The sequence below is a fragment of the Mesorhizobium sp. B1-1-5 genome (assembly GCF_006443065.1).
Lineage (GTDB): Bacteria > Pseudomonadota > Alphaproteobacteria > Rhizobiales > Rhizobiaceae > Mesorhizobium.
This window is the reverse complement of record NZ_VFWS01000018.1, coordinates 15,854-38,867: the sequence shown is the minus strand read 5'-3', so window position 1 is coordinate 38,867 and position 23,014 is coordinate 15,854. Positions and strand designations below refer to the sequence as shown.

Annotated in this window: 21 protein-coding genes, 2 tRNA genes and 1 pseudogene; 9 read left to right on the top strand and 15 right to left on the bottom strand. The window is 63.3% G+C overall.

Annotation, left to right across the window (positions count from 1 at the left end):
• Positions 1–72: 72 nt before the first annotated feature.
• On the bottom strand, positions 73–396 hold the full coding sequence (locus FJ980_RS09425; protein WP_140542632.1) for a TfoX/Sxy family protein: 324 nt from the start codon (positions 394–396) through the stop codon (positions 73–75).
• 89 nt (positions 397–485) lie between these two features.
• On the opposite strand from FJ980_RS09425, the gene FJ980_RS09420 reads away from it, so the two are divergent.
• The gene (locus FJ980_RS09420) at positions 486–983 is read left to right on the top strand and encodes a GFA family protein (protein ID WP_140542631.1); all 498 of its coding nucleotides are present in this window, start codon (positions 486–488) and stop codon (positions 981–983) included.
• A 77-nt stretch (positions 984–1,060) separates the two neighbouring features.
• Entirely contained in the window at positions 1,061–1,519 is a 459-nt protein-coding gene (locus FJ980_RS09415; RefSeq protein ID WP_095765180.1) for a RidA family protein, read from the top strand.
• A 22-nt stretch (positions 1,520–1,541) separates the two neighbouring features.
• Here the strand turns inward: FJ980_RS09415 and sufA are convergent, their stop codons facing one another.
• The 8 genes from sufA to FJ980_RS09375 all read right to left on the bottom strand — a co-directional run bounded on the left by sufA (position 1,542) and on the right by FJ980_RS09375 (position 9,144).
• Positions 1,542–1,922: a Fe-S cluster assembly scaffold SufA gene (gene sufA / locus FJ980_RS09410; RefSeq protein ID WP_140542630.1), complete on the bottom strand. Its 381-nt coding sequence runs from the start codon at positions 1,920–1,922 to the stop codon at positions 1,542–1,544.
• 94 nt (positions 1,923–2,016) lie between these two features.
• Entirely contained in the window at positions 2,017–2,409 is a 393-nt protein-coding gene (locus FJ980_RS09405) for an SUF system Fe-S cluster assembly protein (protein ID WP_095765178.1), read from the bottom strand.
• Positions 2,410–2,414: 5 nt separating this feature from the next.
• Positions 2,415–3,656 carry a cysteine desulfurase gene (locus tag FJ980_RS09400; RefSeq protein ID WP_140542661.1) on the bottom strand — a complete coding sequence of 414 codons (1,242 nt, stop codon included), beginning with the start codon at positions 3,654–3,656 and terminating at the stop codon, positions 2,415–2,417.
• A 101-nt stretch (positions 3,657–3,757) separates the two neighbouring features.
• Positions 3,758–5,038, bottom strand: a complete 1,281-nt coding sequence (gene sufD / locus FJ980_RS09395) for a Fe-S cluster assembly protein SufD (RefSeq protein ID WP_140542629.1) — start codon at positions 5,036–5,038, stop codon at positions 3,758–3,760.
• A gap of 25 nt (positions 5,039–5,063) precedes the next feature.
• Complete coding sequence (gene sufC / locus FJ980_RS09390) at positions 5,064–5,819, bottom strand: Fe-S cluster assembly ATPase SufC (protein WP_140542628.1); 756 nt, start codon at positions 5,817–5,819, stop codon at positions 5,064–5,066.
• Positions 5,820–5,824: 5 nt separating this feature from the next.
• On the bottom strand, positions 5,825–6,208 hold the full coding sequence (locus tag FJ980_RS09385; RefSeq protein ID WP_140542627.1) for a hypothetical protein: 384 nt from the start codon (positions 6,206–6,208) through the stop codon (positions 5,825–5,827).
• Positions 6,209–6,228: 20 nt separating this feature from the next.
• Positions 6,229–7,746 carry a Fe-S cluster assembly protein SufB gene (sufB, locus tag FJ980_RS09380; protein WP_140542626.1) on the bottom strand — a complete coding sequence of 506 codons (1,518 nt, stop codon included), beginning with the start codon at positions 7,744–7,746 and terminating at the stop codon, positions 6,229–6,231.
• Positions 7,747–7,983: 237 nt separating this feature from the next.
• Positions 7,984–9,144 (bottom strand): cysteine desulfurase family protein, encoded by a 1,161-nt coding sequence (locus FJ980_RS09375; RefSeq protein WP_140542625.1) that lies wholly within the window; start codon positions 9,142–9,144, stop codon positions 7,984–7,986.
• A gap of 267 nt (positions 9,145–9,411) precedes the next feature.
• Between FJ980_RS09375 and FJ980_RS09370 the strand changes: the two genes are divergently transcribed.
• Complete coding sequence (locus tag FJ980_RS09370) at positions 9,412–10,086, top strand: alpha/beta hydrolase (protein ID WP_095765174.1); 675 nt, start codon at positions 9,412–9,414, stop codon at positions 10,084–10,086.
• Between the two features lie 27 nt (positions 10,087–10,113).
• Here the strand turns inward: FJ980_RS09370 and FJ980_RS09365 are convergent, their stop codons facing one another.
• Complete coding sequence (locus FJ980_RS09365; RefSeq protein ID WP_181181157.1) at positions 10,114–10,977, bottom strand: phosphatase PAP2 family protein; 864 nt, start codon at positions 10,975–10,977, stop codon at positions 10,114–10,116.
• Positions 10,978–11,019: 42 nt separating this feature from the next.
• Positions 11,020–12,663 (bottom strand): glycosyltransferase family 39 protein, encoded by a 1,644-nt coding sequence (locus tag FJ980_RS09360; protein WP_140542624.1) that lies wholly within the window; start codon positions 12,661–12,663, stop codon positions 11,020–11,022.
• Between the two features lie 289 nt (positions 12,664–12,952).
• Here FJ980_RS09360 and tyrS point away from each other — a divergent pair, with 289 nt between their 5' ends.
• Complete coding sequence (gene tyrS / locus FJ980_RS09355) at positions 12,953–14,206, top strand: tyrosine--tRNA ligase (RefSeq protein ID WP_140542623.1); 1,254 nt, start codon at positions 12,953–12,955, stop codon at positions 14,204–14,206.
• 10 nt (positions 14,207–14,216) lie between these two features.
• Here the strand turns inward: tyrS and FJ980_RS09350 are convergent, their stop codons facing one another.
• Positions 14,217–17,642 (bottom strand): DUF3971 domain-containing protein, encoded by a 3,426-nt coding sequence (locus FJ980_RS09350; protein WP_140542622.1) that lies wholly within the window; start codon positions 17,640–17,642, stop codon positions 14,217–14,219.
• A gap of 95 nt (positions 17,643–17,737) precedes the next feature.
• On the opposite strand from FJ980_RS09350, the gene FJ980_RS09345 reads away from it, so the two are divergent.
• Both FJ980_RS09345 and FJ980_RS09340 read left to right on the top strand, forming a co-directional pair.
• On the top strand, positions 17,738–18,205 hold the full coding sequence (locus FJ980_RS09345) for a peroxiredoxin (protein WP_140542621.1): 468 nt from the start codon (positions 17,738–17,740) through the stop codon (positions 18,203–18,205).
• Between the two features lie 313 nt (positions 18,206–18,518).
• Complete coding sequence (locus FJ980_RS09340) at positions 18,519–19,799, top strand: M23 family metallopeptidase (protein ID WP_140542620.1); 1,281 nt, start codon at positions 18,519–18,521, stop codon at positions 19,797–19,799.
• A gap of 94 nt (positions 19,800–19,893) precedes the next feature.
• Here the strand turns inward: FJ980_RS09340 and FJ980_RS35925 are convergent.
• A pseudogene (locus FJ980_RS35925) lies at positions 19,894–21,071 on the bottom strand (M24 family metallopeptidase).
• Between the two features lie 278 nt (positions 21,072–21,349).
• Between FJ980_RS35925 and FJ980_RS09330 the strand changes: the two are divergent.
• The gene (locus tag FJ980_RS09330; protein WP_246676368.1) at positions 21,350–21,889 is read left to right on the top strand and encodes a hypothetical protein; all 540 of its coding nucleotides are present in this window, start codon (positions 21,350–21,352) and stop codon (positions 21,887–21,889) included.
• An 82-nt stretch (positions 21,890–21,971) separates the two neighbouring features.
• Here the strand turns inward: FJ980_RS09330 and FJ980_RS09325 are convergent.
• Positions 21,972–22,047, bottom strand: a tRNA-Val gene (locus FJ980_RS09325).
• Positions 22,048–22,265: 218 nt separating this feature from the next.
• Between FJ980_RS09325 and FJ980_RS09320 the strand changes: the two genes are divergently transcribed.
• A tRNA-Asp gene (locus FJ980_RS09320) sits at positions 22,266–22,342 on the top strand.
• 314 nt (positions 22,343–22,656) lie between these two features.
• Positions 22,657–22,860, top strand: coding sequence for a hypothetical protein (locus tag FJ980_RS09315; protein ID WP_140542619.1), 204 nt, complete (start codon positions 22,657–22,659; stop codon positions 22,858–22,860).
• Positions 22,861–22,875: 15 nt separating this feature from the next.
• Here FJ980_RS09315 and FJ980_RS35080 read toward each other — a convergent pair whose 3' ends face one another.
• The gene (locus tag FJ980_RS35080; RefSeq protein WP_208648418.1) at positions 22,876–22,974 is read right to left on the bottom strand and encodes a putative RiPP precursor; all 99 of its coding nucleotides are present in this window, start codon (positions 22,972–22,974) and stop codon (positions 22,876–22,878) included.
• Positions 22,975–23,014: the final 40 nt, after the last annotated feature.

Genomic DNA, 23,014 nt, shown 5'->3' with positions numbered 1-23,014 from the left:
AGCAAGGTCGCCAATGACCGCTTCCGCCGAAATTGGCGTGCCAGCTGCTGGCTGGATTTTGACGCCGGATTATTACTTCCCCGCCCTTCGTCCCGCCTCATAGGCGCGCCGCGCCCACACTGCCATCTCGTCCGGATCGTCGAAGGCCTCGTCGGGCACGCTCCAATATGGCATCGCCACCTCCTTGCCGTGGCGCGAGCCGGTATAGGTCCACTGGCGGCAGCCGGCGACTTCGAAGTCTGGGATGCTCTCCTCGTCCGCCTTGAGCATCAGCTCGCCACGCACGACGACCGCGACGATGACGCCGTCGCAATAGATGCCCTTGCCGCCGAACAGTTTTCGGATGGCGATCGGTCCCAGGCTTTCGAACAGTTCTTCAAGACGCGCATTGTCCATGCCGCGATCATCTCATCCGTCACCGGCCTTGTCATCGCCGCAACCAAAGGCATGCTGACAGGTTGAAACCGGGAAACGGAGTTCCCGCCATGCCCGTCCTGCTCAAAGGCTCCTGCCGCTGCGGCGCCGTCCGCTTCGAGGTGGAAAGCCACACGCCCGTGCCATTCATGCTCTGCTACTGCTCGATCTGCCGCAAGCAGCAAGGCGGCGGCGGTTTCGCCATCAATCTCGGCGCCGACTACGAGACGCTCGATATCAGGGGCAAACGCAATCTCGGCGTCTACCGGGCCGAGATCGAGGATGATGAGCATCCGCATTGCGAGGTCTCGACCGGCGAGCGCAATTTCTGCCGGAAATGCGGCGCAGCACTTTGGCTCTACGACCCGACCTGGCCGGACCTCGTTCACCCCTTCGCTTCGGCGATCGACACCGACCTGCCGGAACCGCCGGAAAAGGTGCATCTGATGCTGAAATACAAGGCGAACTGGGTCGAGCCGGTCGTCGGCAAGAACGACAAGGTATTCGACGTCTATCCGGAGGAATCGATTGCCGACTGGCACAAGCGAACCGGCATGTGGGTTGATTAGGGCAATTCCAGAAAAACTGCGCAGCGGTTTCCGCCTGGAATTGCATCAAGACAAGCATCTGGCGACAGGAGGCAGAAATGAACCTCACGACGCACAAGAAATTCAAAGGCGATCGTTTGATGCCTTGGGGCAAGGGAACGGTCGTCTCGGACGCCAAGGGATATGTTTTTCTGTCCGGCAACACCGCCACGGTCGACGACTACGATCCCTCGAAACACCAGGGCGGCGCTGTCGGCGACGCGGCAACGCAGTGGCGCGAAATCCTGGCCAACATCAAGTCGGATCTGGAGGAACTCGGCAGCTCGCTCGACCATCTGGTCAAGGTGACGTTCTACGTCAAAGGGCCTTTTCCGTCCGGCGGCGTTCTCAGCTCACCCAACTTTCGTCTGGACGTGCTGGACGAATTCTTTGCCGAACATTGCCCGAAGCACTGCAGCTACAACAACCCGCCGCCATCGGAGGTGATCGGTGTCGCCGCCCTGGCGCAGCCTGATCTCGTCGTCGAGCTTGTCGTCATCGCCGCGCTGCCGGACTGAGTGGAAGCGCTGGCGGGCCTGGTCAGGCCGAGGCGCGCGCCTCGGCAAGCGCCTTCAAGTCCGCCGGCTTCAATTCGACGGATTCGCCGCAGCCGCAGGCCGAGCTCTGGTTCGGATTCTTGAAGGTGAAGCCGGTGCGCAGCGTCGTCTGCTCGAAATCCATCTCGGTTCCGAACAGGAAAAGTGCCGCCTCCGGCGCTACATAGACATGCGCGTCGTCGCGTTCGATATGGTCGTCCTTGGGATTCGGCTCGGTCACAAGGTCGACCGTATACTCCATGCCGGCGCAGCCGCCCTTCTTGATGCCGAGCCGGATGCCATGCGCACCTTCCCGCGTGGCGACGATCTCGCGCACCCGGTCGGCGGCCTTGTCGGTCATCGTGATGACGGCGAAGCGTCCCATGTTTTTCCTACTCCATTCCATGCAGGTTCAAGGCCTGCCGAATGATTCTCACCTAAAATGGTGAAGTTTTACGACTGGCGCAAGGGTACAGGCCTCAATACCACCCGACCGCGACCTGCGCCTCTTCCGACATGCGGTCGGGCGTCCAGGGCGGATCGAACACCATGGCGACCTCGACACCGGACACACCTTCCACGGCGCCGACGGCGTTCTCGACCCATCCGGGCATTTCACCGGCCACCGGGCATCCTGGGGCGGTCAGCGTCATGTCGATTTTGACCGACCTGTCGTCCTCGATATCGATCTTGTAGACGAGGCCGAGTTCATAGATGTCGGCCGGAATTTCCGGGTCGTAGACGGTCTTCAGCGCCGAAACGATGTCGTCGGTCAGCCGCGCCAGCTCGTCGGCGGGGATCGCCGAGGCCGAAACGATGCCGTTCGCGGCCGTTTCCGGCGCTTTTTCCGCGGTGGTGCTCACGTCGTCCATCATCGTCACCCGAAGAACTTTCGCGCCTTTTCCAGCGCCTCGGCCAAAGCGTCGACTTCGGCCCTGGTATTATACATGCCGAACGATGCCCTGCATGTGGAGGTGACGCCGAAGCGTTTCAACAGCGGCTGGGCGCAATGCGTTCCGGCCCGGACAGCAATACCTTGCCGATCGATCACCATCGACACGTCATGCGCATGGATACCTTGCAATTCGAACGAGATGATGGCGCCCTTGCCGGGCGCATCGCCGAAGATGCGCAGCGAGTTGATGGCGCGCAGCCGCTCATGCGCGTAAGCCTTGAGGTCCGCCTCATGCGCGGCGATCCGCTCGCGGCCGACCTTTTCCATGTAGTCGAGCGCGGCGCCCAGACCGATCGCCTGCACGATCGGCGGCGTACCGGCCTCGAAGCGGTGCGGCGGCTCATTGTAGGTGACGATGTCCTCCGTCACCTCCTCGATCATCTCGCCGCCGCCCATGAAGGGCCGCATCTCCTCCAGCCTGTCCTTCTTGCCGTAGAGCACGCCGATGCCCGACGGGCCGTAGACCTTGTGTCCAGTGAAGACGAAGAAATCGCAGTCGAGATCCTGCACGTTGATCGGCATGTGCACGGCGCTCTGGCTGCCGTCGACGAGCACAGGAATTCCGCGCGAATGCGCGATGCGCACGATCTCCTTGATCGGCGTCACCGTGCCCAGCGCATTGGACATATGAGTGATGGCGACGAGCTTGGTGCGGTCGGTCAGGCGCTTTTCGAATTCCTCGATGTGGAAGGCGCCGAGATCGTCGACCGGCACCCAGACGAGCTTGGCGCCCTGCCGCTCGCGGATGAAATGCCACGGCACGATGTTGGAGTGGTGCTCCATGATCGACAGCACGATCTCGTCGCCCTCGCCGATCCGCGGCATGCCCCAGCCATAGGCGACGGTGTTGATCGCCGACGTGGTGTTGGAGGTGAAGACGATGTTGTCGGTGCTCGGCGCATTGAGAAACCGCTGCACCGACTTGCGGGCGTTCTCATAGGCGTCGGTCGCGGCATTCGACAGGAAATGCAGGCCGCGATGCACGTTGGCGTATTCCTGGGAATAGGCGTGCTGGATGGTGTCGAGCACCACCTGCGGCTTCTGCGCCGAGGCGCCATTGTCGAGATAGACCAGCGGCTTGCCATAGATCTGGCGCGACAGGATCGGGAAGTCGCGGCGGATCGCCTCGACGTCGTATGGTGTGGTTTCGATCTTCTGGTCCATCTCGAAGTCCTTGTCGGCCAAGGCCGCGATCCTTCCAACACCCCTCATCCGTCCGAGCTTCGCTCGGCCACCTTCTCCCACAAGGGGAGAAGGAAAGGCGCTTACCCGTGCGTCGAAAACCAGCCGTCGAGCCGGGCTTCCAACGCTTCGACCAGCGCCTCGTCGTCCAGTTCCTCGATCACTTCGGCGACGAACGCCTTGACCAGAAGACCCCGCGCCGACTTCTCGTCGATGCCGCGCGCCATCAGGTAGAACAGATGGTCGTGGTCGATCTCGGTGACGGTTGCGCCATGGCCGCAGACGACGTCGTCGGCGAAGATCTCCAGCTCCGGCTTGGTCGAGAACTCGCCGTCGTCAGACAGAAGCAGCGTGTTGCAGGCCATCTTGGCGTTGGTCTTCTGCGCGTACTGATGCACGTTGATGCGGCCCTGGAAGACGCCGCGCGCCTTGCCGGTCACCACGTTGCGGATCACTTCGGTCGACGTCGTGTGCGGCACGGCATGGTCGAGCACCATGGTCACGTCGGTGTGGGTGTCGCCGGCCAGAAGATTGATGCCGCGCAATTTGAAGTCGGCGCCCTCGCCTGTCGTCCTGACGACGACCTCCTGGCGAACGAGCCTGCCGCCGGCGTTCATGACGAACAGCGTCAGCTTGGCGTCCTTGCCGATATGCGCCTTGAACTGTGCGAGATGCGTGGCCGTGTCCGGCTGCTCCTGCACGATCAGCCAGGTCACCTCGGCGCCGTCGCCGATCACGAGCTGGCTGACCGAAGAGACGAGCGCCTCGCCGTCTTCGCTTGCCTCACCCCTCTGACGCTCGACGATGACTGCCTTGGCGCCGGCCCCGACGCGCGCCAAGAGCCGCACATGCGACTGGCCACCGGCCTGCAGGTTCTGCAGTTCGACCGGCTTTTCCAGCTCGGCGCCATCGGCGATGTCGACGAAATAGCCGTCGGCGACGAAAGCCGTGTTCAGCGCGCCGATCGCGTCGTCACTGCCATAGGGATCGAGCCCGGGCGCGACGCTGCCGTCGGTCAGCTTCTCCGACAGGCGCTGCACTGTCACGCCGTCGATCTCCGGCAGCTTCGTCTGCGAGACGCCGTTCAGCACCGGCAGCACGGCCGAGCCTTCAAGGATCGGTGCAAGTGCCTTGACGACGGCGCCGGCCTCGAAAGCCGGCACCGAAGTCAGCAGCCGGCGCAGGTCCGTATAATGCCAGGATTCGACGCGGCGCGTCGGCAGGCCGTGCTTGATCGCCTCGATCGCGTCGTCGCGCTTGACCATCACCGCGCCGTCGCCGGGCAGCAGCGACAGCCGCTCGCCGAAGGTGTCGATCAGCGCCGTCTCGGCCAAGGTCCGCTGGGGCTGTGCATGCATGTTCATGACTTTCGCCTCGACTGCTCCCATCTCACGCGGCTTGCCCGATCACGCCGGCATAGCCGTTGGCCTCGAGATCGAGCGCCAGCGACTTGTCGCCCGACTTGATGACCTGGCCCTTGTAGAGCACGTGCACCGTATCAGGCACGATGTGCTCGAGCAGGCGCTGGTAGTGGGTGATGACGACAATGGCGCGATCCGGCGAACGCAGCGCGTTGACGCCGTCCGAGACGATCTTCAGCGCGTCGATATCGAGGCCGGAATCGGTCTCGTCGAGCACGCAGAGTTTGGGCTCGAGCAGCTTCATTTGCAGGATCTCCGCGCGCTTCTTCTCGCCGCCCGAGAAGCCGACATTGAGCGGCCGCTTCAGCATGTTCATATCCATATTGAGCGAGGCGGCGGCTTCCTTCACGCGCTTCAGGAATTCCGGCACCTTGAGCGGCTCCTCGCCGCGCGCCTTGCGCTGCTCGTTCATCGCGACCTTCAGGAATTCCATGGTCGCGACGCCCGGTATCTCCATCGGGTACTGGAAGGCGAGGAAGATGCCGGCGCTGGCGCGCTCGGCCGGATCCATTTCGAGGATCGACTGGCCGTTGTAGAGGATGTCGCCCTCGGTGACCTCATAGTCCTCGCGGCCGGCAAGGATATAGGACAGCGTCGACTTGCCCGAGCCGTTCGGACCCATGATGGCGGCAACCTCGCCGGCTTTCACCGAGAGGGTCAGGCCGCGGATGATCTCGGTGCCGTCATCGACGATGCGGGCGTGAAGGTTTCTGATTTCAAGCATCTATCCTAATCCCAAAGGCGGATGACGCCATATTCGCCACCCCATTTTTTTGTTTGAAGAGCTACGCCGATTTCTTGAAGTGCTTCATCAGCTGTTTTAAATTCCTTAGTAACTCCGAATGCAGTAAAGATATATTGCTTTGACTTAGCGTCGTATCCGACAACTATACCTGGCTGTTGTGAATTACCATCGATTTCAAAGAAACCGATCGGGCCGTCATTTGCTTCCAGGCGGTAACCAAGCCCTTTCACAGCCTCCTCATCCTGCAAAGCGAGGTTAAGCAGTTCCTTGTTCCTACCCGCTTCAAAGCTCGCCTTTTGTCTTTCCTCGGCATCTTTCTGAGTCAATTCGGCCAGCGCTTTTTGCGCGCCCACTGCAATCGCACCCATGCTTTTCAAATCCTTCTACCCTATCCTACCGAACCCTCGAGGCTGATGCCGATCAGCTTCTGCGCCTCGACGGCGAACTCCATCGGCAGCTGCTGGATGACGTCCTTGACGAAGCCGTTGACGATCAGCGCGATCGCCTCTTCCTCGGGGATGCCGCGCTGCATGACGTAGAACTTCTGGTCCTCGGAGATCTTCGAGGTGGTCGCCTCGTGCTCGAACTGCGCCGTCGAATTCTTGGCTTCCATGTAAGGCACAGTATGCGCGCCGCACTGGTCGCCGATCAGCAGCGAGTCGCAATTGGTGAAGTTGCGCGCGTTGGTCGCCTTGCGATGCGCCGAGACCTGACCGCGATAGGTGTTCTGCGAGAAGCCGGCGGCGATGCCCTTGGAGATGATGCGGCTCGACGTGTTCTTGCCGAGATGGATCATCTTGGTGCCGCTATCGACCTGCTGATAGCCGTTCGACACCGCGATCGAATAGAACTCACCGCTGGAATCGTCGCCGCGCAGGATGCAGCTCGGATATTTCCAGGTGATGGCCGAACCGGTCTCGACCTGTGTCCACGAGATCTTCGAGCGATCGCCGCGGCAATCGCCGCGCTTGGTGACGAAATTGTAGATGCCGCCCTTGCCCTCGGCGTCGCCAGGGTACCAGTTCTGAACCGTCGAATATTTGATCTCGGCATCGTCGAGCGCGATCAGCTCGACCACCGCGGCATGCAGCTGGTTCTCGTCGCGCTGCGGCGCCGTGCAGCCTTCGAGATAGGAGACATAGGCCCCCTCCTCGGCGATGATCAGCGTGCGCTCGAACTGGCCGGTGTTCTTCTCGTTGATGCGGAAATAGGTCGACAGCTCCATCGGGCAGCGAACGCCCTTCGGCACGAAGACGAACGAACCGTCGGTGAACACCGCCGAATTCAGCGTCGCGTAGAAATTGTCCGAGGTCGGCACGACGGAGCCGAGATATTTCTTCACCAGCTCCGGATGCTCGCGGATCGCTTCCGAGATCGAGCAGAAGATGACGCCGGCCTGAGCCAGCTCCTTCTTGAAGGTGGTGACCACCGAAACGGAATCGAACACGGCGTCGACCGCGACGCGGCCCGACTTGTAGACGTTGTCGCTGGCTTCCTCGAGCTCCGAGGCATCGGTCTTCTGCACGCCGGCCAGGATTTCCTGCTCCTTGAGCGGAATGCCGAGTTTTTCATAGACCTTGAGCAGTTCAGGGTCGACTTCGCTCAGCGACTTCGGCCCCGGCGTGCTCTTCGGCGCGGCGTAGTAGTGGATGTCCTGGAAATCGATCTTCGGATAGTGGACCCGCGCCCAGGTCGGCTCTTCCAGCGTCAGCCAACGGCGATACGCCCCCAGACGCCATTCCAGCATCCAGTCCGGCTCATCCTTCTTGGCCGAGATGAAGCGAATGATATCTTCGCTAAGGCCCTTGGGGGCCTTGTCCATCTCGATCTCTGTCTGGAATCCATATTTATACTGGTCGACGTCGATCTTTCGAACTCGATCGATCGTCTCCTGCACAGCAGGCATAAGCGTTCTCCATCCACGCCGGGGTCAAGGCCCGGCAGTTTTCAAACTATGGCACCGCCGAAATCGCGCCCCAGGGAGGGACTCGCGGCGGAGTAAGCTCCATATAGTGCGTGTCCGCCGGAAATTCACCCGGCCAGGACAAAACGCACGGCTCTACCAGGCCCTAAAGCCTGAATTCTTGTTCGAGCAGCGGAAATCCGGGAACCGCAAGGCGTTTCTCGCTCCGATGCTCCGCCGTCAGGCGGCTTCTTCCTTGCCCGCGCGGCGCGCGACGATGCCGGCCAGTGCCGCCCGGAACGCCGCGATATCTTCGGCGCCGGTCGCACGGCCGATCGAGACGCGCAAGGCGCCCAGGCTGTCGCCATGCCCCATCGCCTTCAGCACATGGCTTGGCCCGACTTTTCCCGACGAGCAGGCCGAACCCGCAGACAGCGCGACGCCGGCAAGATCGAAAGCGATCTGCGCCGTTTCGGCCTTGACGCCGGGAATAGCGAAGAATGTCGTGTTGGCAAGCCTGGCAGCGTCATTTCCGAAGATTTCCGCGTCCGGCGCGAGGTCGCGCATAATCGCCTCGACCTCGTCGCGCCGGCTCGCGATGGCGTCCATGTCGGCGAGACCGGCCAGCGCGGCACGCGCCGCGGCGCCGAAACCGGCGATCCCGGCGACGTTTTCCGTGCCGGCGCGGTGGCTCTTCTCCTGGCCGCCGCCATTGATCAGCGGGCGCGGCATCATCAGGTCGGATGCCGCCACGATCGCGCCGACGCCCTTCGGGCCGCCGATCTTGTGCGAGGAAAGGATCAGATAATCGGCATAAGGAATTGACATATCGAGCGGAATCCGCCCGGCAGCCTGCACGGCGTCGACGACCAGCACCCCGCCGGCTGCCTTGACCATCTCGCAGATGCGCCCGATCGGCTGGATAACGCCGGTCTCGTTGTTGGCGGCGTGGATCGCCACCAGCGGCAGGCCGGCGGCCTTGTCATGCGCGGCAAGCGCGGCGGCCAGCCCGTCGAGATCTGCAATGCCGTTCCGGTCGACGCCGATCTTCGTCACCTGCGCCGGCGCGAAGCGTCCACCATGCAGGATGCAGGGATGGTCGGCTTCCGAGACGTAGAGATGGCTCATGCGGATAGCCCCGCGCCCCATCTGCCAGTCGGGCGTAAGCAGCGTCGAGGCGGCTTCAGTGGCGCCGGACGTGAAGACGATATGTTCAGGCCTGGCGTTGACCAGCCGCGCCACGTCGCGGCGCGCGTCCTCGACCAGCCGGCGCGAGGCGCGCCCTTCCGTGTGGACGGATGACGGGTTGGCGGCATCGAGCGCGGCGACCATCGCTGCCCGCGCTTCCGCAATGAGCGGCGCGCTGGCGTTGTAGTCGAGATAGGCGCGGGTTGCGGCCATTTTCGCTCAGTTCGTCCTTCCGCCGACTATCCCGCCAGGATAGCGCGTTATTTCCTTGAAATTGCAAGGCAAGCCGTCCTATTTACCCGGCTTGCGGCGCGGGCGGCCGGACCATCGGGTTTCGGCCTCCCAGTTTTGAACAATTCTAAACCAGCTTCTAGGAACACGCTCGCCCGGCGTCAAGGCCACAGAAGATGTGGGGCCGCGGGTGAGTCGGGATCAGGAAAGTTCCGGGCTAGCGCATTCATATGCCATGTGGAGTATTTTATGCCTGAGGTCATTTTCGCCGGTCCGGCTGGTCGCCTGGAGGGACGTTATCAGCCCTCGAAGGAAAAGAGCGCCCCGATCGCCATCGTGCTGCATCCGCACCCGCAATTCGGCGGCACGATGAACAACAAGATCGTCTACGACCTCTTCTACATGTTCCAGAAGCGCGATTTCACCACGCTGCGTTTCAATTTCCGCGGCATCGGCCGCAGCCAGGGCGAGTTCGACCATGGCACCGGCGAATTGTCGGACGCGGCCGCCGCGCTCGACTGGGTGCAGTCGCTGCATCCGGATTCGAAGAGCTGCTGGGTCGCCGGCTATTCCTTCGGCGCATGGATCGGCATGCAGCTCCTGATGCGCCGGCCCGAGATCGAGGGTTTTATTTCGGTCGCGCCGCAGCCCAACACCTACGACTTCTCGTTCCTGGCGCCCTGTCCGTCGTCCGGTCTCATCATCCATGGCGATGCCGACAAGGTGGCGCCGCCGAAGGATGTGCAGGGCCTGGTCGATAAGCTGCACACGCAAAAGGGCATCACCATCACGCAGAAGACGATCCCAGGCGCCAACCATTTCTTCGCCAACGATTCCGAGCTGCTGATCCAGGAGTGCGCCGACTATCTCGACCGTCGCCTAGCGGGCGAGCTGGCCGATCCGAGGCCGAAGCGGCTGCGCTAAGCGCGGAGGGCCGCCACTCCAGGCGTCTTAAGGAATCTGGGTTTGATCGACTCCGGCCTCGACCGAATCGGCCGTCGAAGCCCTGCCTCTTGGCGCACGGGACGGTACCAACCGGAATGTCCGCTTGCGCACCGGCAGCTTCGAGCCTGCCTGGCCGAAGATAAAGCCGAGCCGGGCAAACACCAGTCCCGATAGCACCGCGAACGCCAGTCCGAGCCCGAAGCCCGCGACCGTGTCGCTGGGATAGTGCGCGCCGACGAAGATGCGTGTGGAGGCGACGCAGGCCGTGACCGCCAGCGCGATGGTCCAGCGCCGCGGGAACAACAGCAGCAGGATGCCGAAGACCGCGCCCATCGTCGTGGCATGGCCGGACGGGAAACCGGCAAAGCGCGCGTCCATGGCGAAAGGATGTAGCGACAGGACGCCGAAACTGTCGAAATAAAGCGGCCGAGCGCGGCCGATTCCGTATTTCAGCACGTTGACCGCAAGACCGGACAGGCCGACGGCGCAAAGCACCAGGAACGCGAAACACGTCCAGTTGTAGACGATCATCCGGCCATGCCGGGACAGGCCGCGCCAATCCGTCAGATTGGCGGCGACAAGGCAGAGCGCCGCCGGAATGAGGTACCAACCGCCGAGGCCGAACTGCGTGAAGAAATCGGTGAAGCGCACGAAGCCGGGGGACCATTCGCCGCGCATCTCGCCCGCGCCGGCGTCGAGGCGCAGGAAGATCGCCATGGTGAGCAGCGCCCAGGCTATGAGCCAGACGTTCCACAAAATTCTTGGATAGCGCGCCGGCCGCACGGCAAAGCGTCGCTTCACGATCGACATCGTGTCGCGGAAATTGCCGAGCGAGCGGCGGTAGAGGGCAAGGGGCGGCGCGGCGGACATGGCTTGGCGCTTATAGGGACATTCGATGCCCGACGCTATTCATCACGGCGCCACCCGGTAAAGCCCGAGCGACAGCTTGTCTCCCGACGAATAGTTGATGCCGTCGATCTCGGTCAGCCGCTTTGCAGACTTGCCCTGAGCGGCCAGCACATCGGTAAGCTTCTGCTCGTCCTTGATCGGCGCCAGCCCAAGCGCGCAGGATGGATCGGCGAGCAGATGTTGCCCCACGCCCTCGATGTCGGTCAGCACGATCTTGGTGCCGACCAGGAAGACCAGGCTCGGCTCCTGGAATTTCGCCGAGGCAAGCACGGTGGTGTCGCAAGGACGGTTGGCGTCGACGGCGGCCTTGACGGCGGGGCTGAGCCAGATCGGTTTCAGCGACGGCGCAATGACGCCAAACAGCAGGCTGAAGGTAATGCCGGCGCCGACGGCGATCGCCGCGATGCGCGGCAGCGGCACCTGAAGCTGTCTGGGGAAGGCAAGATAGCCGGTGACCAGAGCGGCGATCGCTGCCGGTATGCTCCACCAGGAGAAGGTCTTGGCGAGGTAAAGCGGCGCGCCGACGCAGACCACGGCAAGGCCGATCGCCACCACGGCAAGGCCGAAAGCCGTCGCCCACCACAGCCATGTCTGCCAGCGCTTCAGCGGCGCGTTGGCCTTGTCCGCCGGCAAGGTGAGCAGCCAGCCGACCAGAAGCGCCATGCCCGGATAGGCCGGCATCACATAATGCGGCAGCTTGGTCGGGATCGCCTCGAACACCAGCCAGAACGGGATGTACCAGGCCAGGCAGAAGCGCAGGCGCGGATCGTCCCAGAACCGGTTGATAGCCTGGAGCCCGGCGCCGACCGCGATCAGCCCGAAGGGCCACATGAACAGCGAATAAGTCAGCATATAGAATCCGGGCGGCAGGCCGTGCGATTCCTCGCCCTGCGCCACCTTGTTCAGCATGTCCTTGCCGACCGCTTCCTGGAAGAAGGCGCCGCCGCTCTTCCAGGTGATGAGGATCAGCCACGGCAGAACAATGACCAGCACGATGCCGACGCCGCGCACCAGCTTCATCTTGGCCAGCCAGCGCCAATCGCGGTCGAAGGCAAAGAGGGCAGCGGCGGTCAGCAGCGACAAAAGCGGTGAAACCGGGCCCTTGATGAGAATGCCGAAGCCTTGCGCGATCCAGAAGATCCACGGCAGATGCCCGGGAACCGGATCGTTGCGCTTCGAAGCCCAATAGACCTGCGCCAGCGCGCCTTGCGCAATCACGCAGCAGGCGAGAAGCATGGCATCGGTCTTGGCGTCGCGCCCCTCAAAGGCGGTGGCAAAGATCGCCGCCATCATCAGTCCGGCGGCCAGCCCGGCACTGGCGCCGAAGAGTTTTGTCCCGGTCCAGCCGATGCCGACGACCGCGAGCGCGATGCCAAGCATCGAGACCAGGCGATAGACCCAGATCGGCGCCGCGGCCCCCTCGCCGCTCAACGCCACGGCAGCCGACTGCAGCCAGTAGATGCCGATCGGCTTCTTGTAGCGCGTGACATCCTGCAGGCGGATATCCACATAGTCGCCGGTCTCGACCATCTGCTTGGTCGACTGGACGAAGCGGGATTCATCGCGGTCCACCGGCGGCAGGCTGGCAAGCCCGCTGACGGTCATCACGATGCTGAACAGAAAGAGGAAGAGGGTGTTCCTGTTCATCGCGGGAGCTTTTCCGATCTGAAACTGCGGGATGGCCCCGTCGCGGTGCATGGCGCCATGTCTTTGCGCGGCGCCTCATTACGCCAGCAAAAAGGGCGAAGCAAGGACGCGCCGCGCCGCACGCGATCGGACGCAAAACCGGAAACCACTTTTGCTGATCGCGTGTTTGTTGGTTGAGGCGCGATCGGACACAAAACCGGAAACCACTTTTGCTGATCGCGCTTGGATGCTAAACGCGCGCCTTCATATCAAGCATGGCCAAGCGCCCGGCGACCTCCAGGAAGAAAAAATGTCCGCCTTCAAATCCGATTTCCTGCGCATCATGAGCGAGCGCGGCTTCATCCATCAGATTTCGGATGAATCCGCCCTCGACCAGCTCTTCGCCAAGGAAACGGTGAGCGCCTATATCGGCTTCGACGCCACCGCCAAGAGCCTGCATGCTGGATCGCTGATCCAGATCATGATGCTGCATTGGCTGCAGCAGACCGGCCATCGGCCGATCGCGCTGATGGGCGGCGGCACCTCGATGATCGGCGACCCGTCCTTCAAGGACGAGGCGCGCAAGCTGCTCACTCCCAAGGACATCGACGACAACCTCGTCGGCATCCGCCGCAATTTCGCGCCTTACCTGAAGTTCGGCAGCGGCCCGGGCGACGCGGTCATGGTCAACAATGCCGACTGGCTGATGCAGATCAACTACGTCAATTTTTTGCGCGATGTCGGCCGGCATTTCTCCGTCAACCGCATGCTTGCCTTCGATAGCGTGAAGCTGAGGCTCGATCGCGAACAGTCGCTGTCCTTCCTCGAATTCAACTACATGATCCTGCAGGCCTACGACTTCGTCGAGCTCTACAAGCGCGTCGGCTGCCGGCTGCAGATGGGCGGCTCCGACCAGTGGGGCAACATCGTCAACGGCATCGACCTCGGCCACCGCATGGAGGGCGTGCAGCTCTTCGCCATGACCACGCCGCTGCTCACCACCTCGTCCGGCGCCAAGATGGGCAAGTCGGCTTCCGGCGCGGTCTGGCTCGATGGCGACATGCTCTCGCCTTACGAATTCTGGCAGTACTGGCGCAACACCGAGGACGCCGATGTCGGGCGCTTCCTGAAGCTCTACACGACCCTGCCGCTCGACGAGGTGGCGCGCCTTGAAAAGCTCGGCGGCTCGGAGATCAACGAGGCGAAGAAGATCCTCGCCACTGAGATCACCGCCATGCTGCACGGCCGCGAGGCGGCCGAGACCGCGAGCGAGACAGCGCGCAAGACCTTCGAGGAGGGCGCGCTCGCCGACACGCTGCCCAGCGTCGAGGTAGCCAAATCGGACCTCGAGTCAGGCATCGGCATCCTGGCGCTGTTCGTAAGCGCCGGTCTGGCCGGCTCGAACGGCGAAGCGCGCCGGCATGTCCAAGGCGGCGCCGTGCGCATCAACGACCAGCCGCTGACCGACGACCGGCGCGTCGTCACGCTTAAGGACGTCGGCCCGGAAGGCGTCGTGAAGCTTTCGCTCGGCAAGAAAAAGCACGTGCTGGTGCGGCCGAGCTGATCGGCCGAACTTACTGCGCAGTTTGGGACGGTTGCTGCCTGTATTCGAAGATCGAGCGGAATATGCCCGGCGCCACCACCGATAGCGGATTGATGTTGAGCGTCGGCTTGTTGGCGTTGCCGCGCAGCCGGTAGGTGACGCCGATCAGGCCGCGGTCGCGCCCGTTGCCGAGCAACGGCCCGAACAGCGGCAGCTCGCCGAAGATGCGGTTGAGACCATAGACCGGCATGAAGGTGCCGGTCATGTCCATGTTGTTGTTCGGGTCGTAAAGCGTTCCCTGGAAGGTCGTGCCGATGCGCGGGCCGCGCAGCAGGCCGTTCGCCAGTTTCAGATAGCCGGAGCCCTTGTCGATCTCGGCGAAGCCGCGCTCGAACTGCACCCTGGACGTATCGATCTTGCTTTTGACCGCCTCGTTCAGGCTGCGTGTATCGCCGGCCGGCGTCGTCGACACGATCGAGGCCAGCTTGGGCTCGTTGACCACATAGAAGTTGCGGGCATCCACCTGACCCTTCATCGGCCCGTCGCCGGCGCCGGAGAGCGAGAGCGTGATCGCGCCGCCTTCCATATGCTCGTAGACATTGAGGAAACGCAGGATCGCGCCGGCATCGGCAGACTTCACCCTGAGCACGCGGCCGCCTTCGCTGGTGGTGTTGTTGATCGCGATCGCGGCGCCCGAGCTTGCCGCGGCGGTGACGTTTAGCCCGTTCACCCGCGATCCGGCGGCGCTGTATTCGAGCTTGAGGTTGGAAAGCACCTCGTCATGAAAACCGGTCAGCGATGCCACATCGGCGCTCACCGAGATCGCGTCGCTGCCGGCGCCCTTCGTGGCTGTATCGACATCCGAGGTGAACTGCTTGATCAGCGAGCGGGCGTCGAGCGACGCGCCGCTGACATCGACAGCGTAGCTCTTGCCGGAACGCTTGACCGAAACGGCGATGTCGTCGCCCCTGTTCAACGCGACTTTGCTGAAACGGGCCGCTGACAGCGAGCCGTTGACCAGCGTCACATTGCCGTCGATCGAGAAGCTTTTTCCGTCGAGAGCGAAATCGGTCAGCGTGGTAGTGCTGCCGGACTTCGCCATGTCGAAAGTGACCTTGGCGGGAATGCCGGCGCCCTTGCTCCAGCCTGCCCAGGGAATGTCGAGCCTGGCATTGGTCAGGTCCGCCGAAACCTGCTGGGCGCCCTCGCCGCTCTTATCGATCGCCACCTTGATGGTTCCTGAAAGCAGGGCCGACAGTCCAGGCATGCTGGCGTTGCGCGTCTTGTCGTCGAGGACTAGCGTAACCTTGCGGCTTCGCGCCGGCCCGTCATCGGCGAGCGGCTCGACGAGGTCGAGCTCGGCCGGAATGCCGTTGAGCTTGGCCTCGGCGGAAATCACCGCCTGCTTTGGCCCGACGGTGATCGAGCCATCGGCCTCGGTCACGGTCTGGTCCTCGAAAGGCTTCGCCAGCGACAGGTCCTGGTAGTTGAGCGAAACCAGCCAATCGAGCTTCGAGGTATCCATGCCCTTGGTCAGCGGAATGTCCGCCCTGACATGGCCGGTGACGGTGCCGGACAGGTCTTCCGGTGCCAGTCCGACATGGCGCATGGCATTGATCGGCTCATAGGAGGCCAGCTCGGCGATCGCCGGCGCCTCGCCCGCCACGTCGATGTCGAGCCCCCCGATCACAATCGGTCGGTTTGCATTCTTGACCGTCAGCGTGCCGCCGCTTGCCGCCACGGTGCGGCCGCTCGGCATATAGACGCTGCCCGAGGAGAGCGCGATATCGACATCATTGCCGTGGAACACAACCACGCCGACGGCGTCGCGGACCGGCGGGATGCGCCCGGCGGTATCGAAGCGCGATCCTTCGATCTGGAAACGGCCGAACACTTCGTCGCCGGTAAGCGGCACGCCGTTGCCGAGGCGCCCCGGCGCGACCTGGAACTGCAGCTTGGCGTCGGTCACCGTGCCGCCGAACAGGTTGCCCAGCACCCAAAGCCGCGCGTTGCGGGCCGAGAACCACGGCCACAATTGCTTGACATGCGAGACCGGCATGTCGTGCACGTTGAGCGACAGCGATACCCCTGGCGGGCCGTTGTCGATGAAGGCGACGGTGGCCGCGCCCAGCACCTCGCCCGGTCCGCCGGAGCGTACGCCGATCTGCTCGGCAACGAGCTTGCGGCTCTTCGGCTGGTAGACCCCGGCGATACGGGCCAGGAACTGAAGCGCCGGTTCCGGCGATTCGGAAGGCGCCAGCGTCGAGCCGTCGCTGGTGAGGTCATAGCGGTAGGCGGGCTCCTCCCCCGCCACTGCCGGCTTCGGCCCGATCGATCCGGCAAAGTCGAAGCTGGAGCGGCTGCTCCTGATCAGCAGCCGGTCGACCGAGATCTTATTGGAACCGGCCACCAGCGTGGCATCGGCATCGACATCGGTCGGCAGCAGCCCGCGCTCGTCCAGGTCGAGCACGGATCCGTTGAGCGAGAGCGAAGCCGCCAGGCGCGATGGGTTGTCGCCCGACGCTTCCGAGCCGGAAAGCTTCAACGCGACCGAACCCAGCTTGGCGCCATCGGTCGCCCGGGCGGCCTCGGTCGAACTGCCCTCGCCGGGGGCGCCTTCTATCTTGAGATTGGCGTCCAGCGACGAAATGCGCCTTGCCGTCGCATCGCGCGTCGCAGAGGCGGTCAAAGTCGCGTGCCGGCCATCGACATCGGCATCGTAGGAGACCTGCATACGTCCCGCGCCTGTCTGCGCGACGGTCGCCGAGGCGACGGTCACGCGCTTGACCAGTCCGGTGTCCGGCAGCTTGAACTCGACATTGCGCAGATCGATCTGTCGCATCGAATCCTCGCGCACGGCATCAAGCGCATCGTTGACGCCTGAAAACACCGCCGCCGACACTTTCTCCGGGTCGACAAGGCCATCCGCGTTGCGCAGCGCCGCCGTCCAGTCGCTGCCGCCGGAGGGCATGGCGGCCACCACGATATGGGCATCGGAAAACCTGGCGCTCGTCAGCCGGACGTCGCCCGAAAGCAGCGGCAGCAGGCGCATGCCGAAACGCACGCGTCCGATATCGGCCATCGGCTTGCCGTCGGCCGTCTTCAGGCTGACATCGTTCACCTGCAGGGCGACGAAGCTCGACCCGTCCAGCGTCAGCCGAGCCGCACCGACGGCGACATTGACATCGACGCCGGCCAGCTTCTCGATGGCTGTCTCCGCCTCCGTCCGCAGGCGCTCCGTGCCGATGCCGGAGGCGCCGAGGACATAGACACCTGCCGCCGCCAGAAGCATGAGCGCGCAAAACCCGGCAAACACCCGGCTGAGGATGCGGAAACGCCGCCGCACGGCTGCCCGGCCGAGCGGCGGCACGCTGCACGCGGACGGAAGCCTCGCCAGGTCGGTGATCTCGTCACGCCTGAACCTGATCTTCTCGTGCTGCGGTGCTTCCTGATCCAAGCAATATTCCGTTGTGACGAACTCGTCGTGGACGAATCCCCGCCTCACGTTATATCGATGATTTCCCGCGCGTAACCGCAAACAAGGGCATCGATATGGCTGACCTCGACGTGGGCGACGCAGCGCCGCAATTCGATCTTCCGCGTGACGGCGGCGGCTCCCTCAGCCTCGCGGCGTTCCTGGGCAAGCCAGTTGTACTCTACTTCTATCCGCAGGACGACACCACAAGTTGCACCGCCGAGGCCATCAGCTTCTCGCAGTTGAAGCCGGAGTTCGAGAAGGCCGGTGCCGTGGTGATCGGGCTGTCGCCTGATAGCGTGAAGAAACACGACAAATTCAAGGCGAAGCACGATCTCACCGTCGATCTCATCGCTGACGAGGAGCGCAAAGTGATCGACGCCTACCATTTGTGGGTCGAAAAGACGATGTATGGGCGCAAATATATGGGTGTCGAGCGCGCCACCTTCCTGATCGGCAAGGACGGGCGGATCGCCCGTATCTGGCGCAAGGTTCGCGTCAAGGGCCACGCCGAAGAGGTGCTTGAGGCCGTGCGCACGCTCTAAGGTGTGTTGAGATTCAGGTCAGGCCGCGCCGAAAACGGCGGTTTTCGAGAACCGGAGCGGAGCGTACTTAAGTACGTGAGCACCGGAAGCGCAGTAAACCGGCGTTTGCAGGCCGGCATCACCTGAATATCAACATACCTTAGAAGCAGGCGCACGCTTTCGCGGTATCGTCGGCCGTCAGCCCGGCCATTGCAACCTCCCACGCGCAATGCGCGAGATGGTTGTTTCAGACGCTGCGGCCGGCAAAACTTTGTTAACCCTAATAATGTGTAATCAGGCTTGTCGTTGGTCCCGTAACGAAAGCTTGGTCCCCGTGAAACCAACCGGTCAGTCAGCTGTCTTCGGCAGGCGTAAGGAACCGCACACGGTCATCATCGCCAGGGGCAATGAGATAAGGCATTTCACCATCCGCCCTTGGCTCGCCGCCCTCATCGGCTCGGCGCTGGCGGCGATCGCCATCGGCTATCTGCTCGCGACATCCTATCTGGTGCTGCGCGACGACCTGATCGGCGCCACGACGGCACGGCAGGCGCGCATGCAGCAGGCCTATGAGGACCGTATCTCGGCACTTCGTGCCCAGGTCGACCGCATCACCAGCCGCCAGCTTCTTGATCAGCAGCTGATGGAGACCAAGGTCAGCGAGCTGCTGGCCAGGCAGACCCAGCTCAGTGAACGGCACGGACGGCTTGGGCCGATCCTCGAGCGCGCGGAGAACGAGGTCGGCGACGCGCCCGCGACGAACGCGGTGACGCCCAAGCCCGACGAGCACGCCGAGGTCACAGGCAGCCTTTCGCAGGCGCCCACCTATTCCGTCGCATCCTTGAGCGCCGGCGACACAAGGCCCTTCTCGCTCTGGTCGACACGGTCCGATCCGCTGGACAGCGAAACGGCGGCCGATCGCGCCGACAAGCTGTTCGTCTCGATCAGTGCGTCACTGAAGGCCATTGAGGGCCAGCAGCTTTCGCGCATCGCCACGCTTGCCGACAACGCCTACAAGAATGCCGATGCCATAGCGCAGGCACTGGAAGCGGCCGGCCTGCCGGTCGACGGTGAACTGAACAAGAGCGATGTCGGCGGCCCGCTGGTTCCGCTTGATCCCTCCATGGGTTTCGACAGCAAGGTCAAGGAGTTGGACGAGGCGCTCGATGCGCTCGACCAGGTCAAGAAAGAGGCGCGCAAGCTGCCGCTCGCCAATCCCGCCCCGGGTCACGCGGTGACCAGCCCCTTCGGCGTGCGCACCGATCCGATCCTGGGCAGCGCCGCCCTGCATACGGGAATGGATTTCAGGGCGCCGATCGGCATGCCGGCCAAGGTCACCGCCGCCGGCGTCGTCACAAGAGCCGGCTGGGCCGGCGGCTACGGCCGCATGGTCGAGGTCGACCACGGCAACGGCTTTGCCACACGCTACGGACATCTGAGCGAGATCGATGTGAGTGTCGGCCAGAAGCTCGCCGCCGGCGACGTCATCGGCAAGACCGGCAGCAGCGGCCGCTCGACGGGTCCGCACCTGCACTACGAAGTGCGCCACGATGGCGAGGCGGTCGACCCGCTGCGCTTCCTTACCGTTGGCAAGAAGGTCGCGCAGTACCTTTGACCGGCTGATCCAAACCTGCGCCGTGCCCGATCTCGATCATCCGATCGGGAATCCCGGCATCGATATCGGCCGCGGGACCGCTCGCGCCGGCCAGTCAGGCTTTGACATGGATATCCCGCGGGAATTTCGTCAGCGTCTCGTTGCCAGTATCGGTCACCAGAATGGTTTCGCTGATCTCGATGCCCCAGCCGTCCATCCACATGCCCAGGATGGAATGAACGACATTGCCGGACTGGAGCACCGTCTTGTCGCCGGGCCTCAGGCTGATCGTATGCTCGCCCCAATCCGGCGGATAGGCGACGCCGATGGAATAGCCGATGCGCGATTCCTTCTTCAGCCCGTGGCGCTCTATGACCTTGCGCCAGGCAGCTTCGACCGCCTCAGCGGCCGTTCCCGGACGTGCGGTTTCGAGCACCGCATCCATGCCCTCGATCACCGCCTTTGCCGTGTCCGCGACGCGGGTCGGCGTCTTGCCGAGCTGCATGGTCCTGGCGAGCCCGGCGGCGTAGCGGCGGCAGACGCCGGCCAGTTCGAGCGCGATCGTTTCGTCCTTTCCGAGCCGCCGGTCGCTCCACATGATGTGCGGCGCGGAAGCGTTCTCGCCGCCGAGGATCGTCGGCGGCAGCGCCGTGATGTCGCCGGCGAAATCCGGACTGCCGGCAATCTGCGCTGCCTGGATGGCGGCGATCGCATCGCATTCGCGCACCCCCGGCGCGATAACTTCGAATGCACGCGCGACGGCTGCTTCGGCCAGCATCGAAGCCTTGCGCAGATAGGCGATTTCCGGCGCCGATTTCACCGCGCGGATCCAGTTCACGAGCAGGTCGGCGTCGTGCCATTTCGCATTGGGCAATCCGCCGACAGCCGCGCATGTGCCTTCGGCGAAAAATAATAGGCCTCGAGCTCGACGCCGATATGGCGGCTGCCCCAGCCCTTGGCGACGATCCACGCCGCGATCCAGTCCATGGGATGCCGATCGGCGCGCTGAACATGGTCCTCCGGAAACCCGACCACGTTTTCCGGCCTCATCCAGGCCGTCAGCAGCCCGCCGGCCGCATCCATGGCGCGGCCGATCCAGACCGGCTCGGCGTCCTCGATCGGCACGAGCACCACCTGGGGCGTGTAGAACGACCAGCCATCGTAACCGGTGATGTAGTGCTGGTTGGCGACGTCGTTGACGATCAGGAGCTCGATGCCGCGCTTTGCCATCTCGGTGCGGATTCTTGCGAGCCGCCGCTGGTACTCTTCGCGGGCAAAAGGCAGCTCAATCATCTTTTCTCCTCATCGGGATCGATCTGGTCGGGGACGAGCCGCAGGCTTTCTCCTGCCGCCCACCATCGCGGTGCTTTTGGCGGCCGGCAATCGGCCAGGCCGACGCATAGGCAGGGCCTGTACTGAACCGGATCAAATGCTGAGCCGGTCGGTCGGACCGCGGCGCGCTGCTCTCACATCGAAATAAATGTCAGGCTCCGAGGCAACCAAGGCGTTCATCGCGCATTTATTCGGCCTGCAGTAGGATGCCGGCGTGCAACCAAACCGGGAGACAATTCGTGTCAAAAACTTTTCACGTCTCGATCCGAACGACGCTGGCCTTCATATGTCTGGCCGGGCTGGTCGCCGTGGCGTCCGCCCTTTTCCCCGCCACCGCCTCGGCGCAGCAACTGCGGCGATGCGCGAATGAGGGCGGCATATGTCGCTTGCCCTACCCCACCCAAGTGATCTACGGCGCGCGGGGCCGAACCACCGCACGGTTTTTCGACCGTCAGGCTGTGCCCTGCTCGAATCGCCTGTTTGGCGACCCCGCCCCCGGCCGCGAAAAGGCTTGTTATTTCGTGGCGCGCGGTGGCGGCGACTATGGCGACAACGACTACGGGGACGACGATTACGGTTCCCGCCCGGACCGCGGCGGATGGGCCGCCTGCGCCAGGGAGGGTGAGTTCTGCGATTTCCGCGGCCGCGCGATGGTCAGATACGGCGCACGTGGCCAGTACACGCAGGATGTTTTCAGGAACGGTGTCAGATGCGGCAACGACGCCTTCGGCGATGATCCCGCTCCTGGCGCTCACAAGCGCTGCTATGTCAGGCAGTAGCCGCGCCTGAAGCCGGCGCGCAATAAGGTGGCGGCCCCAGCGAGGGCCGTCGCCGCATTCTGCTTCAGCTTGTCCGGCAGGCTGGTGGGCGATGACGGGCTCGAACCGCCGACATCTTCGGTGTAAACGAAGCGCTCTACCAACTGAGCTAATCGCCCGCTTGAGCGCGGACCTTTAAGCAGTTAGGGCCGCGTTCGCAAGGCTAAATGAACGGACCGCGCACCCGTCGGGGCGCGGATTTCCCCAGCCTCGGCGCCGCTGTCAAAAAACCTTCTCCTGATTGCTGTAATGCTTGAATGCCGCGCTTGACACCCGCAGGCGAACCCCTTATCCACCGCCCAACGACGAACACGCCTGACACGTGCTCGTCAAGTGCGCGGGTGTAGCTCAGTCGGTTAGAGTGCCGGCCTGTCACGCCGGAGGTCGCGGGTTCGAGCCCCGTCACTCGCGCCATCTTTTCAAGGGCTTAGGTCCTTTCCCTCCAAAAAAGTTTCAACTTTGCGTCCTTGGCCGAGCAATTGCGGCCTTTGCGCCGTAGGCGTCGGCAGCTCGTACCGCGCCAAGTAGACCGTAAGTGCGCTCCAGAGCATGATGTCGAGAAGTGTGGAGCGGTTTTCGGACGACATCCTGCTCTATCTCTTTGATTTAGAGCCGGATTCAGATTTCAGGTCGACTCGACCTGAAATCATCCGGCTCTCGGCCTTGATCCCGGAACCATTCCAATCTTGTCCCGTTCAGCCAACGGGCGAAAAGACGGGAGAGATAAGATGGCTGTGAGATGTCGGATTTCCATCGACGATGAGAGGGATGTCGACGAGCTCGCCTTCCAGGAATTGCCGCGGGTCGGCGAAAGCGTGTCGATGCCGGTCGAAGGGTCGAGCAGGGACCTTCGTGTGCTCCGTGTCGTGCATATGCCCGGCAGCGAGCAAGGCGCAACGACGATGCTGGAGCTGACCAGCAGGATTCTTTAGCGCTGCCCCCTCGAATCATTCGCCCAGCACAACCCCGGAAGCGACAATCTGGGCCGTCCGTTCGGTGAGCTTCTGGCGCTTTACCAGCGTGGGCTTTTCGTAAGGCTTTTTCATCCTACCCGTTCCAAATCGGCGCGCAGACAGGACGATGAAC

What these genes read in the sequence shown, in the direction of transcription:
- FJ980_RS09425 (WP_140542632.1), bottom strand. Translation starts at nt 396, where the DNA reads ATGGACAATGCGCGTCTTGAAGAACTGTTCGAAAGCCTGGGACCGATC.
- FJ980_RS09420 (WP_140542631.1), top strand. Translation starts at nt 486, where the DNA reads ATGCCCGTCCTGCTCAAAGGCTCCTGCCGCTGCGGCGCCGTCCGCTTC.
- FJ980_RS09415 (WP_095765180.1), top strand. Translation starts at nt 1,061, where the DNA reads ATGAACCTCACGACGCACAAGAAATTCAAAGGCGATCGTTTGATGCCT.
- sufA (WP_140542630.1), bottom strand. Translation starts at nt 1,922, where the DNA reads ATGGGACGCTTCGCCGTCATCACGATGACCGACAAGGCCGCCGACCGG.
- FJ980_RS09405 (WP_095765178.1), bottom strand. Translation starts at nt 2,409, where the DNA reads ATGGACGACGTGAGCACCACCGCGGAAAAAGCGCCGGAAACGGCCGCG.
- FJ980_RS09400 (WP_140542661.1), bottom strand. Translation starts at nt 3,656, where the DNA reads ATGGACCAGAAGATCGAAACCACACCATACGACGTCGAGGCGATCCGC.
- sufD (WP_140542629.1), bottom strand. Translation starts at nt 5,038, where the DNA reads ATGAACATGCATGCACAGCCCCAGCGGACCTTGGCCGAGACGGCGCTG.
- sufC (WP_140542628.1), bottom strand. Translation starts at nt 5,819, where the DNA reads ATGCTTGAAATCAGAAACCTTCACGCCCGCATCGTCGATGACGGCACC.
- FJ980_RS09385 (WP_140542627.1), bottom strand. Translation starts at nt 6,208, where the DNA reads ATGGGTGCGATTGCAGTGGGCGCGCAAAAAGCGCTGGCCGAATTGACT.
- sufB (WP_140542626.1), bottom strand. Translation starts at nt 7,746, where the DNA reads ATGCCTGCTGTGCAGGAGACGATCGATCGAGTTCGAAAGATCGACGTC.
- FJ980_RS09375 (WP_140542625.1), bottom strand. Translation starts at nt 9,144, where the DNA reads ATGGCCGCAACCCGCGCCTATCTCGACTACAACGCCAGCGCGCCGCTC.
- FJ980_RS09370 (WP_095765174.1), top strand. Translation starts at nt 9,412, where the DNA reads ATGCCTGAGGTCATTTTCGCCGGTCCGGCTGGTCGCCTGGAGGGACGT.
- FJ980_RS09365 (WP_181181157.1), bottom strand. Translation starts at nt 10,977, where the DNA reads ATGTCCGCCGCGCCGCCCCTTGCCCTCTACCGCCGCTCGCTCGGCAAT.
- FJ980_RS09360 (WP_140542624.1), bottom strand. Translation starts at nt 12,663, where the DNA reads ATGAACAGGAACACCCTCTTCCTCTTTCTGTTCAGCATCGTGATGACC.
- tyrS (WP_140542623.1), top strand. Translation starts at nt 12,953, where the DNA reads ATGTCCGCCTTCAAATCCGATTTCCTGCGCATCATGAGCGAGCGCGGC.
- FJ980_RS09345 (WP_140542621.1), top strand. Translation starts at nt 17,738, where the DNA reads ATGGCTGACCTCGACGTGGGCGACGCAGCGCCGCAATTCGATCTTCCG.
- FJ980_RS09315 (WP_140542619.1), top strand. Translation starts at nt 22,657, where the DNA reads ATGGCTGTGAGATGTCGGATTTCCATCGACGATGAGAGGGATGTCGAC.
- FJ980_RS35080 (WP_208648418.1), bottom strand. Translation starts at nt 22,974, where the DNA reads ATGAAAAAGCCTTACGAAAAGCCCACGCTGGTAAAGCGCCAGAAGCTC.